Genomic DNA, 12,406 nt, shown 5'->3' with positions numbered 1-12,406 from the left:
CTGTGCGTTAATAGTTACAATAATTACTCTTCATCTGAACCGAAATCGTCTTCAAATGAATCATCTGAACCGAAATCATCAGCTGCTTCTTCATCGGATACAAGCTCGCCGCTCTCGTCGAAGTGCTGCTCTGTATATCCGTTAGCTCCGAATGACTCCTGACTGTAATCACGTCCTGATGTATCACCCTCGATCTCGAAGCGATAATCAGAATCTGTATAATCAACGCTTTCCATAATCTCTACTTCTGTGTTGTCCTCACGAAGCACCTTGATATCAAGACCAAGTGACTGAAGCTCCTTCAAGAGAACCTTGAATGACTCAGGTACACCGGGTTCAGGGATGTTGTCACCCTTGATGATTGCTTCATATGTCTTAACACGTCCTACAACGTCATCAGACTTAACTGTAAGGATTTCCTGAAGTGTATAAGCAGCACCGTAAGCTTCCAGCGCCCAAACTTCCATTTCTCCGAAACGCTGTCCACCGAACTGTGCCTTACCTCCAAGAGGCTGCTGTGTAACCAGTGAGTAAGGGCCGGTTGAACGTGCATGGATCTTATCATCAACCAGATGGTGCAGCTTGAGGTAATGCATGTGACCAATGGTTGTAGGTGAATCAAACTTCTGACCGGTTCTACCGTCGCGAAGCTGAACCTTTCCGTCTGACTTGATCGGAACGCCCTTCCAAAGCTCTCTGTGGTCTCTGTTATCATACAGATACTGCATAATATCGGGATCTACAAGATCCTTATACTTAGCCTCGAACTCATCCCATGTAGAATTTACATAGTCGTTAGCGAGTTCAAGAGTATCCTGAATGTCAATCTCGTTAGCACCGTCGAAAATAGGTGTAGCGATGTTAAATCCAAGTGCCTTTGCTGCAAGAGAAAGGTGAATCTCCAGGACCTGTCCGATATTCATACGGGAAGGTACGCCCAAAGGATTAAGCACGATATCAAGAGGTCTGCCGTTAGGAAGATAAGGCATATCTTCGATAGGAAGTACTCTTGAAACGACACCCTTGTTACCGTGACGGCCGGCCATCTTATCACCTACAGAAATCTTTCTCTTCTGTGCGATGTAGATACGAACAGCCTGGTTAACTCCGGGTGAAAGCTCATCTCCGTTGTCTCTTGTGAATACTTTGGCATCAACAACGATACCATACTCTCCGTGAGGAACCTTAAGAGATGTATCACGAACCTCTCTAGCCTTCTCACCGAAGATTGCTCTAAGGAGTCTCTCCTCAGCAGTAAGCTCGGTCTCACCCTTAGGTGTAACCTTACCTACAAGAATATCACCGGCACGAACCTCTGCACCGATACGGATGATTCCGCGATCGTCAAGGTCCTTAAGGGCATCATCACCAACACCGGGAACGTCACGAGTAATCTCTTCAGGTCCAAGCTTGGTCTCACGAGCCTCTGCCTCGTATTCCTCAATATGAACAGATGTATAAACATCGTCACGTACAAGTCTCTCTGAAAGAAGAACAGCGTCCTCGTAGTTGTAACCTTCCCAGGTCATGAAACCGATAAGAGGGTTCTTACCAAGACCAAGTTCTCCCTGTGATGTTGAAGGACCATCTGCGATAACCTGTCCTGCCTCAACGTGATCACCCTTGAATACGATAGGTCTCTGGTTGTAGCAGTTACTCTGGTTGGATCTCTGGAACTTGATCAGGTGGAATTCTTCCTTCTCTCCATCATCATATGTCATCTGGATGAGCTTACTGTCAACGAAATCGATGGTTCCTGCTTTTCTTGCAACTACGCAGACACCTGAGTCAACAGCAGCCTTTCTCTCCATACCTGTTCCTACTGCAGGAGCTTCTGTTGTAAGAAGCGGCACAGCCTGACGCTGCATGTTTGAACCCATCAGCGCACGGTTAGCATCGTCGTTCTCAAGGAACGGGATAAGTGCTGTAGCAACTGAGAATACCATTCTCGGAGATACGTCCATATATTCAAAAGCTGTCTTAGGATAAGCTGATGTCTCATCCTTGAAACGGCCTGATACGGTCTTCTTCTTGAAGTATCCGTTCTCATCAAGAGGAGTATTAGCCTGAGCTACATGGTAATTATCCTCTTCATCCGCTGTAAGGTACTCAACCTCGTCAGTAACCCTTGGATTCTCAGGATCTGACTGGTCTACCTTACGATAAGGAGCCTCTACGAAACCATAGTCGTTAACCCTTGCATAACTTGCAAGTGAGTTGATAAGTCCGATGTTAGGACCTTCGGGAGTCTCGATAGGGCACATACGTCCATAGTGAGTATAGTGAACGTCTCGAACCTCGAATCCGGCTCTGTCTCTTGAAAGACCACCGGGACCAAGAGCCGAAAGACGTCTCTTATGAGTAAGCTCACCAAGAGGGTTGTTCTGATCCATGAACTGTGACAGCTGTGAAGATCCGAAGAACTCCTTAACAGCAGCCTGTACAGGCTTGATGTTGATAAGAGCCTGAGGAGAAACCTCCTCTGTATCATGGGTTGTCATTCTCTCACGAACAACTCTCTCAAGTCTTGAAAGACCGATACGATACTGGTTCTGAAGAAGTTCGCCCACGCAACGGATACGTCTGTTTCCTAAGTGGTCGATATCATCATCGTTACCGATACCATACTCAAGATGAATATTGTAGTTGATGGATGCGATGATATCCTCTTTGGTAATGTGCTTAGGAATAAGCTCATGAACACGCTTCTTGATTGTATCAGCAAGTCCCTCAGGATCGTTCTTGGCAGTGTACTCGTCAAGGATCTCCTTAAGAACAGGATAATATACGTTCTCATTGATTCCGAGCTCAGCAGGATCACACTCGATAAAGCTGGTGATATCTACCATCATGTTGGAAAGAACCTTGATGTTTCTCTCCTCACCCTGAATAAGAACATAAGGAATAGCCGCATTCTGAATCTCTGTTGCAAGAGCGCGGTCCACCTTAGTTCCGGCTGATGCGATCATCTCGCCTGTTGTCTCATCAACAACGTCCTCAGCAAGAACATGTCCGTTGATACGGTTCTTGAAATGAAGCTTCTTATTAAATTTATATCTTCCAACCTTGGCAAGGTCATATCTTCTGGGGTCGAAGAACATAGCGTTGATAAGGCTCTCTGCACTCTCAACACTAAGAGGCTCTCCGGGACGGATCTTTCTGTAAAGTTCAAGAAGTCCGCTCTGATAATCGGTAGAAGAATCCTTGGAGAAGCTTCCCTGAATCTTGGGCTCGTCGCCGAAGAGTTCAAGAATCTCCTCATTGGTACCAATGCCGAGTGCTCTGATAAGAACGGTTACGGGAACCTTTCTTGTTCTATCAACTCGGACATAGAATACATCGTTAGGATCTGTCTCGTACTCAAGCCATGCACCTCTGTTAGGTATAACGGTACATGCCATAAGCTCCTTACCGATCTTATCGTATGTAATATCGTAATAGATACCGGGTGAACGAACCAACTGGCTGACAATAACACGCTCAGCACCGTTGATTACGAAGGTTCCTGTTGCAGTCATGAGAGGAAGATCACCCATGAAAATTTCATGCTCAGTGATCTCGTCCTTCTCCTTATTATGAAGACGAACCTTAACTTTCAAAGGCGCAGCAAATGTAGCATCTCTTTCTTTACATTTCTCAATCGTGTTCTTGTTCTTGTCGATCTCATCTTCGCAAAGCTTGAAATCAACAAAGTCCAGACTGAGTTTGCCGCTGTAGTCCTCAATTGGAGAAATATCGTCGAAGACTTCTTTTAAGCCTTCGTCAAGAAACCACTGATAAGAGTTCTTCTGAACTTCAATCAGGTTCGGCATCTCCAGGACTTCCTTCTGGCGCTGGAAACTCATTCGAATGTTTTTACCAGAGCCGGTAGGATGTAATCTGTTTTTTTCCATTGACATTCACCCCGTTCTTAATATTTTGTATTCTACTGCAAGGTCCGCAAAACAAGTAAAAAGCGGCAACTGCAGTGAAGAATCGTTGGTAATTTTGGGCATGCGCAAAAAAGGGCGCAAAAGAACCCACTACACCACAATAGTGCACCCTATATCCTATCATCAAATTTTTGGTATGTCAAGAAGTTTTTTGGATTTCTTATATAAAGACAATCGACTCGGAATTGCAAGCAATTGTGATGCCCACTACATGTAATTGATATACGAATTGCTTCGCAAAAAGCGCTCTCGCAATTCTACATATATTCGAAATCCGTGCTATTGCACTACTTCCTCATATATGTTACGGTCAAAAATAAAAGGCCTATCACACGCAAGCATGTGATAAGCCTTTTGCTTTTGACACGTATATCAATTACTTAAGAGTAACCTTAGCGCCCTCAGCCTCAACCTTAGCCTTGATGTCATCAGCCTCAGCCTTAGAAGCGTTCTCCTTGATCATCTTAGGAGCGTTGTCTACGAGATCCTTTGCTTCCTTAAGTCCAAGACCTGTGATCTCACGAACAACCTTGATAACCTTAACCTTGTTAGGGCCAACCTCTGTGAGCTCTACGTTGAACTCAGTCTTCTCCTCGCCAGCTGCTGCTGCGCCGGGAGCTGCTGCTACTACAACGCCTGCTGCTGCAGATACGCCGAACTCTTCCTCACAAGCCTTTACAAGATCATTTAACTCGAGCACTGTAAGCTCTTTGATAGCATCGATAAATTCTGCTGTTGTTAACTTTGCCATTATAATATACCTCCATTTAGTATAATTAAATTTGTTTTTAATAGATAATCAGTAAATAAATTACTCAGCTGCAGGTGCTTCTGCAGGAGCCTCTTCTGTAGCAGGTGCCTCTGCTGTCTCAGCAGGTGCTTCCTCTGCGGCAGGAGCTGCCTCGCCATCCTTCTCTGCGATCTGATTAAGAACACGAGCGAAGTTGGTGATAGGTGACTGCATAGAACCAAGCAATCTGGAAAGAAGAACTTCCTTTGAAGGGATTGTAGCGATCTCAGTCATAGCGTCTGCGTCATAGAACTTACCTTCTATAACACCACCCTTAATCTCGAGAGCCTTAGCTTTCTTTGCAAACTCATAAAGAACACGTGCAGGTGCAGCGGGATCTGTTGTAGAAACAGCCATTGCGCTGGGTCCGTTGAGGAGATCTTTCATCTGCTCGAAATCTGTTCCCTGGAATGCGAAGTTCATCATCGTATTCTTGTAAACCTTATATGATACGCCTTCTTCACGAAGTTTCTTACGAAGCTCAGTGTCCTGTGCTACTGTAAGTCCGCGGTGATCTACAAGTACGACTGCCTGTGCGTCTTTAATCTTTTCAGAAATCTCTTCTACTACAGGCTTCTTCAATTCAACCTTTGCCATCTTTTTACCTCCTTATAGAATTTACCGCCGAAAAAAACCTCACGAAGACATCGTGAGGCAAAAAGTCTGAATTAAACTTTTCCTCGGCAGGCGACTGTGTTACTCAGATGTCATTATGTTCATCAGTGATGAACACCTGCTGTCTTCGGCTTGTTGTCATTTAGTTTATTCGACAACATTTGATAATTTATCATATTATCTCTTAAGTGTCAAGAGGTAATATACCCATTTCCGTCAATTTTTATTCCGGGTGACATTTGATTCATTTCATTAATTATCCGCATGTACTCAGATCCGGTCGCTTCATTGACGCGGCAGTCACTCTGAATCGCAGGCACAAAACGAATATTAACAGCGCCATCCTTATGTATCGTAGTAAGTATAAGACAGGTATCCTGAGTCTTGGAATTAAAGATATAATTTCCCAAACTGTAAAACACAGGAACTCCGTCAATAAATTCTATCTTCTGCAAAACATGGGGATGTGCACCGACTATCATATTGGCTCCGGCTTCAACTATCTCTCTTGCCTGCCTGGTCTGATACTGATCTATCTCGGTGGTACTCTCTGTTCCCCAGTGAATAAATACTATGACAAAAGCGCCTTTTTCTCTGGCTTCGCTTACTTTCTCAAGAAGAAGTGTATCGTCCATGCATCTGAATACACCGGGTGAAGTATCCGTGGCGCCTCTCGTATCAGGATTGGATATTCTCTCAATCTGTGTTGCGCAGATAAATGCAAGCTTCATGCCGTTATCTGTTATATAGTAGACAGGGTGGGATGCCTCTTCCAGATTGGCTCCGGCACCGACATATTCCACTCCCGCATTTTTGATCGTAGTAAGTGAATCCAGAAAAGCTGTCTCTCCATAATCAAAACAGTGGTTATTGGCAAAGCCGACGATGTCAACTCCCATCTCACCGAGAATAGATACTGTCTCAGGTCTGGCACGAAAGGTATACGCCTTTCCCTCCTTGGGCTCTCCTCTGTCGGAATATGGGAATTCGTTATTAACCATCATTATATCGACACCCTTCATCTGTTCAAGAAGGCTGTCTCCTATTACTCCGTAGGGAGAATTCCCCCGGAGTTTGAAGGAATTGCCTGCGGCGTAATTATCATCAAAAAGAATATCTCCCGCAAACCCAAGTGTTACTGCATCATCAGAGGCTGTACCTATAATATGTGTATAATCCTCATCTCCCTCGGAAATTGTTATTCCGCTTCTGGTCTGACTCTCGTCCACTACGATATTCTCAGCCACAGTAGCTTCCGGTATCAGTTCCCAATTTGCAAAAAGAGGCTTTTCCTCTTTAACTTTACCGGTCTTGATATTACTGAGTGCAATAATAGAAGGTATTCCCACAACCAGGATTGTGCTTAAGGTAAGCACAAATGCTATGACAGCAGGATTCCGGCGACGGATTCTTTCTTCATAATCGTCTCTATTGTTTTTTCTGTAATCATCCAGATAATCTCGTTTCCCCATAGGGTACATTTTATCAATCGAGTAGGGGACGGTCAAGTCAACCGCACATAAAGAAAAGCGAGCCGCAAAAGCGACTCGCTTTGAAAGTTTAATGCAAATTAATACTTGTTTGAAACAACCTTTACGCCAGGGCCCATTGTTGTTGCAAGAGTAATGCTCTTGAGGTACTGACCCTTAACTGATGAAGGTCTAGCCTTTGTAATAGCATCCATAAGAGCGTTGAAGTTCTGCTCAAGCTGCTCCTCTGAGAATGATGCCTTACCAACAGGAACGTGGATGATGTTAGCCTTGTCAAGTCTGTACTCAATCTTACCAGCCTTGATATCGTTAATAGCCTTTGTAACATCCATAGTAACTGTGCCGGCCTTAGGGTTAGGCATAAGTCCCTTAGGACCAAGTACCTTACCAAGACGTCCAACAACACCCATCATATCAGGTGTAGCTACTACTACGTCAAAGTCAAGCCATCCCTCGTTCTGGATCTTAGGAATAAGCTCCTCGCCACCAACGTGGTCAGCTCCGGCTGCCTGAGCCTCATCAAGCTTTGTTCCCTTAGCGAAAACAAGAACCTTAACAGTCTTACCTGTTCCGTTAGGAAGAACAACAGCGCCTCTGATCTGCTGATCAGCGTGACGTCCGTCACAACCGGTTCTAATATGAACTTCTACGGTCTCATCAAATTTTGCAGTAGCTGACTTCTTAACAAGAGCTATTGCATCTGCGGCTTCATACTGCTGAGTCTTATCGATAAGCTTAGCAGCTTCTAAGTATTTCTTTCCGTGTTTCATCTCTCATCCTCCGTCAGTCTTCTACTACGATTCCCATGCTGCGTGCTGTACCAGCGATCATGCTCATAGCACCCTCGATGTCAACAGCGTTAAGGTCAGGCATCTTTGTCTCTGCAATCTTTCTGATATCTTCCTTAGAAACGGTTGCAACCTTAGTCTTGTTAGGTACGCCTGATCCCTTCTGGATCTTAGCTGCCTTCTTAAGAAGAACTGCTGCAGGTGGAGTCTTTGTGATGAATGTGAAACTTCTGTCTGCATAAACTGTGATAACAACAGGGATGATGAGATCACCCTTATCTGCTGTCTGAGCGTTGAACTGCTTAGTGAATTCAACGATGTTTACACCGTGCTGACCAAGTGCGGGTCCAACCGGTGGTGCTGGTGTTGCTTTACCAGCCTGGATCTGTAACTTAATGTATCCTTCGACTTTCTTTGCCATTATGGCACCTCCTGAAAATATGTGGTCGGCGCAATACCATCACCAGCCATAATGTGGCCGGCTGGTTTGCTCCCACTCAGCGGTTACGTGCAGCCTAAGCTGCTATATATTCACGCACTCTCGTGCAGGAATATCAAAACTTATTATTTATGAATCAATCTTTCTAACTTCAGCGAAGCTGATCTCAACCGGTGTCTCTCTGCCGAACAGATCAACATTGATGGTAGCTGTCTGCTTACCAAAGTCCATTCTCTGAACAACACCTGCTGTATCCTTCCAAACTCCGGCGATAACAGCGATCTCGTCGCCCACACCAAAGTTAACGGAAACAGTGTCAGTCTTGATGCCAAGAGGTTTGATCTCAGCATCTGTCAGCGGAACGGGCTTGCTTCCGGGTCCTACGAAGCCGGTAACACCACGAGTATTGCGGACAACATACCAGGTTTCATCATTCATGTCCATGTTAACAAGGACATAACCGGGAAACATCTTTCTCTGTACCTTCTTATGAGCGCCGTTCTTAACCTCAACAACATCCTGAAGAGGAATACGAACTTCAAGGATCTGATTCTCGAGATGTCTGTTTTCAATTGTCTTCTCAAGATTGTCCTTAACCTTATTCTCATAACCGGAATATGTATGAACAACGTACCAATGAGCATTCTCATTAGCGCTGGCGCCGGCATTCTCGGTATCAGCTACATTCTCTGCAGAAGTGTCTGCATCTGATAAGTTCTCATCAGATACCAGATCTTTTTCCATTTCTTCTGACATATTATCTCCTTTTAAATTAGAATAGGGATGTGATGAAATTCATTCCATATTCAAACGCTATGTCCAGTACAGCAATCAAGGCGCAGCAAATAATAGACACAACAACAACTGCTGTTGTCTGCTTAACAATGTCATCCCTTGTTGGCCATATGATCTTCCCAAACTCTGCCTTAACGCCGGTAAAGAAATCACCGATCTTGGAAAATACAGTGTCATTACCTTTCTTGCCTGACTTCTTGGCAGAAGTTTCTTTCTTAGAAGTTGCGGAACTGTTATCTACTACCTTGGTTTCTTCCATACCCGTAGCCTCCCTCCTCTTTTAAGGATGATTATTTTGTTTCCTTATGTAATGTATGCTTCTTGCAGAAAGGGCAATACTTCTTCATCTCAACACGATCGGGATGTGTCTTCTTATCCTTAGTTGTGTCATAGTTACGGTTCTTGCAATCTGTGCATGCCAGTGTAATTCTTGTACGCATTATTTCTCACCTCCGCGCGTTTTCTACAGTTTATACATTTCGCGCCACATTTCAATTATTTTTTTGCATAAAAAAAAGACCTAAATTTCATGTCGCTTGTCTACTATAACACAGCGGAGCGAGCTCGTCAATTCTTTTTTTCAATTATTATATTTTTATAAAGCGTAACACTATAGCAAAACACATTTTGTATTACCCACATTAATTATATACCATATATTGGAAAAAATACATCATATCTTAATAATATAATGAAAGAACGCCATTTTTATATGATAATACCGCTTGACATTTGACCAAAAACTGTTAATATGAAAGTAACTAAACGTGGCTACTAATGCCCTCGTGCGACTGATGCCAATGGAATGGCAGAAGATCCAACTCGCATGTTATCAAGGAAGAAAGGAGGGGCATATTATGGCAGGCATTTCTCTAAATGGCGCTTATAACCATTTCATACAGGATTACGTATCCAAGGATGTTACACAGGCAGACGCACATCGTAAGGATGAGCTGCGTGATGTATACAAATCAATAGCAAGACTCAACAAGAAGTCCCCTCTATATCTTTTAACGGATGACGATAAGTCTCGCAACGAGGCTATAGATATAAAAGAGCGAGCAAGACAGCTCCAGGGAAGCATTATCGGTTTGAACAACCAGACCGGCAAGTCTTCTCTTAATCACTCGTCTGCATATACCAGCGACGAAGATAAAGTTCTTGCTTCTTATATAGGTAAGACTCCCGAAGAGGATGTCGGAAATATCGGCTTCGACATCAACGTCACGCAACTGGCCACACCTCAGACCAATACAGGAAGATATCTTCCCAAGGATTCAACGGGACTTCCCGCCGGCAACTACGCTTTTGACGTAAGGATCGGCCAACAGGATTTCGAGTTCCAGTTCAGCATCTACAACGGTGACAGGAACATAGATATTCAGGACAAGCTTGAAAAACTCATTAACAAAGCCGGCATAGGACTCAGCGCCAATATTATAGAAGAAGGCGGACGTTCAGCACTGCAGATCTCTTCCACCAAGACAGGTCTTCGCTCCGGTGAAATGAGCCAGTTCGAGATCTTTGAGAATAACCCGGATCTCCAAAAAGGAGCCGTTTCCTACCTGGGACTTGATCAGGTATCCGCTCCCGCCACCAACGCACACTTTTCACTTAATGGAGAGGAAAAGATTTCCATCTCCAACAAGTTTACCGTCGGCGGCAAATTCGAACTCCAGCTCAAGGACACCACCGAATTCGGAAGTACTATTCACGTAGGTGTGCAGAACGATAATGAAGCTCTCAAGAAACACATACATTCCCTCGTGGATAATTACAATGATTTCGTAAAAGAGGCTTCAGGAGCCCATGTAGAGAAATTCAAGAGTGACAAACTCAAATCCGACACCGTAGGGCTTGCGATCCAGCACATGTCGGGCATAGAAGATATCGGTATCAAGCTTGAATCCGACGGAACACTTTCTATAGATGACGAGCTTCTGTCCCAGGCCATATCGGGACCCGGAAGCAAGGAAGCACTGGCACCCATCAATAATTTCTCGGATGCCCTTATAGAGAAGACCAAAGAGATATCCATAGATCCCATGAAATATGTGGACAGACCTGTTGTCAACTATCGCAACCCCGACAGCAGAGATACCTCTTCACCGTACATTACCAGCGAGTATTCCGGAATGATGTTCAACAACTACTGTTAAAGAAGTTTTTTCTACGTCATTTCGGCTTCGGTCACTTTGCTGCAGCATCGTGACTTGAAATAATATATGCCGCTATGCGGCAAAAGAACCGGCGCATGCCAAATTGCGCCGGTTCTTTTCGTTCTCTTCTATTAAACAATTATTTCTCTGCTGCGACCATATCAAGTGCAGCTCTTATCACCTGATCCATATTGTAGTACTTGTACTGTCCAAGTCTTCCTCCGAACAGGACATTACCAAACTCCTCGGCCAGCTCTTTGTACTTGGCATAGAGTTCATTATTTTTATCATCGTTCATTGGATAGTAAGGCTCATCACCATACTTCCACTCAGCAGGGTATTCCCTTGTGATTATGGTTCCCTTGCCCTGTCCATACTCAAAATGCTTGTGCTCGATAATTCTTGTGTAGGGAACTTCTCTTTCTGTATAATTCACAACCGCATTACCCTGATAGTTGTCCACATCCTCAAGGTCCTCAGTCTCAAATCTCAAGGATCTGTATTCCAGTGTTCCCAGCTTGTAGCCAAAGAACTCATCTATCATTCCGGTGAAAAGAATCTTGCCGAATCTGTCACCTGCCACAGATTCAAAAGGTTCTGCAGGGACATTTCCTTCCATCTTAACGAAATCATAGTAATCGACACCGGTCTTAACTGTAATTCCGTCAAGCATCTTATTAACCATTTCTGTATAGCCACCCATGGGAATTCCCTGATATCTGTCGTTGAAATAGTTATTGTCGTAGATAAATCTCATGGGAAGACGTCTTATGATAAAAGCAGGAAGCTGCTTGCAATCTCTGCCCCACTGCTTCTCGGTATATCCTTTTACCAGTTTCTCGTATATGTCTCTTCCTGCGAGACTAAGAGCCTGTTCCTCAAGGTTCTCGGCCTCAAAGGTTTCAGTTCCCTTTTCCTTACGGATTCTGTCCTTCTCAGCTTCTGCCTGCTTCTCGATAATTGCCCTGGCCTGCGCGGGAGTCTTGATGCCCCACATCTTGCTGAAAGTGTTCATGTTAAAAGGAAGGTTGTACAATTCATCCTTGTATACAGCCACAGGCGAATTGATGTAGTTGTTAAACTCAGCGAATCTGCAGGCATACTCCCAGACCTCCTTGTCGGAAGTGTGAAAAATATGTGCTCCGTACTTATGGACATTGATGCCCATGCGGCTTTCTGTGTAAATATTGCCGGCTATGTGATCTCTCTTATCTATCACAAGAACCTTTTTCCCAAGATCCGTCATTTCTCTTGCAAAAACAGCACCGAAGAGTCCTGCCCCAACTATCAGATAATCATAGTGCATATCAGTATTTCCTTTCCAATACATATAAAATAATGCAAAAAAAATCTTTGCGGTTGCTATTATAACAAATCCGCAAAGATTTTAATACTTTT

At 44.1% G+C, this 12,406-nt stretch carries 11 protein-coding genes and 1 other annotated feature; of the genes, 1 reads left to right on the top strand and 10 read right to left on the bottom strand.

From position 1 onward, the window contains the following. Positions 1-23: 23 nt before the first annotated feature. From rpoB to rpmG, 9 genes are all read right to left on the bottom strand, one after another. Complete coding sequence (rpoB, locus tag G588_RS0107115) at positions 24-3,893, bottom strand: DNA-directed RNA polymerase subunit beta (RefSeq protein WP_026668640.1); 3,870 nt, start codon at positions 3,891-3,893, stop codon at positions 24-26. Between the two features lie 415 nt (positions 3,894-4,308). Further along, entirely contained in the window at positions 4,309-4,683 is a 375-nt protein-coding gene (rplL, locus tag G588_RS0107110; RefSeq protein ID WP_022778064.1) for a 50S ribosomal protein L7/L12, read from the bottom strand. A gap of 60 nt (positions 4,684-4,743) precedes the next feature. Continuing rightward, on the bottom strand, positions 4,744-5,319 hold the full coding sequence (gene rplJ, locus G588_RS0107105; protein ID WP_022778063.1) for a 50S ribosomal protein L10: 576 nt from the start codon (positions 5,317-5,319) through the stop codon (positions 4,744-4,746). A gap of 20 nt (positions 5,320-5,339) precedes the next feature. Further along, positions 5,340-5,486, bottom strand: a sequence feature (ribosomal protein L10 leader region). Positions 5,487-5,528: 42 nt separating this feature from the next. Further along, positions 5,529-6,809 (bottom strand): CapA family protein, encoded by a 1,281-nt coding sequence (locus G588_RS0107100; protein ID WP_196804960.1) that lies wholly within the window; start codon positions 6,807-6,809, stop codon positions 5,529-5,531. A gap of 98 nt (positions 6,810-6,907) precedes the next feature. Next, positions 6,908-7,597, bottom strand: a complete 690-nt coding sequence (gene rplA / locus G588_RS0107095) for a 50S ribosomal protein L1 (RefSeq protein ID WP_022778061.1) — start codon at positions 7,595-7,597, stop codon at positions 6,908-6,910. Positions 7,598-7,610: 13 nt separating this feature from the next. After that, on the bottom strand, positions 7,611-8,036 hold the full coding sequence (rplK, locus tag G588_RS0107090) for a 50S ribosomal protein L11 (protein WP_022778060.1): 426 nt from the start codon (positions 8,034-8,036) through the stop codon (positions 7,611-7,613). A gap of 147 nt (positions 8,037-8,183) precedes the next feature. After that, positions 8,184-8,810 carry a transcription termination/antitermination protein NusG gene (gene nusG / locus G588_RS0107085; RefSeq protein ID WP_022778059.1) on the bottom strand — a complete coding sequence of 209 codons (627 nt, stop codon included), beginning with the start codon at positions 8,808-8,810 and terminating at the stop codon, positions 8,184-8,186. A 16-nt stretch (positions 8,811-8,826) separates the two neighbouring features. After that, entirely contained in the window at positions 8,827-9,108 is a 282-nt protein-coding gene (secE, locus tag G588_RS23345) for a preprotein translocase subunit SecE (protein ID WP_022778058.1), read from the bottom strand. A gap of 31 nt (positions 9,109-9,139) precedes the next feature. Beyond that, entirely contained in the window at positions 9,140-9,289 is a 150-nt protein-coding gene (gene rpmG, locus G588_RS0107075; protein ID WP_013281689.1) for a 50S ribosomal protein L33, read from the bottom strand. Between the two features lie 417 nt (positions 9,290-9,706). On the opposite strand from rpmG, the gene fliD reads away from it, so the two are divergent. Continuing rightward, the gene (gene fliD, locus G588_RS0107070) at positions 9,707-11,008 is read left to right on the top strand and encodes a flagellar filament capping protein FliD (protein ID WP_022778057.1); all 1,302 of its coding nucleotides are present in this window, start codon (positions 9,707-9,709) and stop codon (positions 11,006-11,008) included. Between the two features lie 139 nt (positions 11,009-11,147). Here the strand turns inward: fliD and glf are convergent, their stop codons facing one another. Continuing rightward, positions 11,148-12,314: a UDP-galactopyranose mutase gene (gene glf / locus G588_RS0107065; protein WP_022778056.1), complete on the bottom strand. Its 1,167-nt coding sequence runs from the start codon at positions 12,312-12,314 to the stop codon at positions 11,148-11,150. Between the last annotated feature and the right edge of the window lie 92 nt (positions 12,315-12,406).

Source organism: Butyrivibrio sp. AE3009 (genome assembly GCF_000420845.1).
In the GTDB taxonomy this organism is placed as follows: domain Bacteria; phylum Bacillota; class Clostridia; order Lachnospirales; family Lachnospiraceae; genus Butyrivibrio.
The sequence above is the reverse complement of the archived record's forward strand: the minus strand, read 5'-3'. Positions and strand labels throughout refer to the sequence as shown.

What these genes read in the sequence shown, in the direction of transcription:
- rplK (WP_022778060.1), bottom strand. Translation starts at nt 8,036, where the DNA reads ATGGCAAAGAAAGTCGAAGGATACATTAAGTTACAGATCCAGGCTGGT.
- fliD (WP_022778057.1), top strand. Translation starts at nt 9,707, where the DNA reads ATGGCAGGCATTTCTCTAAATGGCGCTTATAACCATTTCATACAGGAT.
- rpoB (WP_026668640.1), bottom strand. Translation starts at nt 3,893, where the DNA reads ATGGAAAAAAACAGATTACATCCTACCGGCTCTGGTAAAAACATTCGA.
- rplL (WP_022778064.1), bottom strand. Translation starts at nt 4,683, where the DNA reads ATGGCAAAGTTAACAACAGCAGAATTTATCGATGCTATCAAAGAGCTT.
- glf (WP_022778056.1), bottom strand. Translation starts at nt 12,314, where the DNA reads ATGCACTATGATTATCTGATAGTTGGGGCAGGACTCTTCGGTGCTGTT.
- rplJ (WP_022778063.1), bottom strand. Translation starts at nt 5,319, where the DNA reads ATGGCAAAGGTTGAATTGAAGAAGCCTGTAGTAGAAGAGATTTCTGAA.
- secE (WP_022778058.1), bottom strand. Translation starts at nt 9,108, where the DNA reads ATGGAAGAAACCAAGGTAGTAGATAACAGTTCCGCAACTTCTAAGAAA.
- rpmG (WP_013281689.1), bottom strand. Translation starts at nt 9,289, where the DNA reads ATGCGTACAAGAATTACACTGGCATGCACAGATTGCAAGAACCGTAAC.
- rplA (WP_022778061.1), bottom strand. Translation starts at nt 7,597, where the DNA reads ATGAAACACGGAAAGAAATACTTAGAAGCTGCTAAGCTTATCGATAAG.
- G588_RS0107100 (WP_196804960.1), bottom strand. Translation starts at nt 6,809, where the DNA reads ATGGGGAAACGAGATTATCTGGATGATTACAGAAAAAACAATAGAGAC.
- nusG (WP_022778059.1), bottom strand. Translation starts at nt 8,810, where the DNA reads ATGTCAGAAGAAATGGAAAAAGATCTGGTATCTGATGAGAACTTATCA.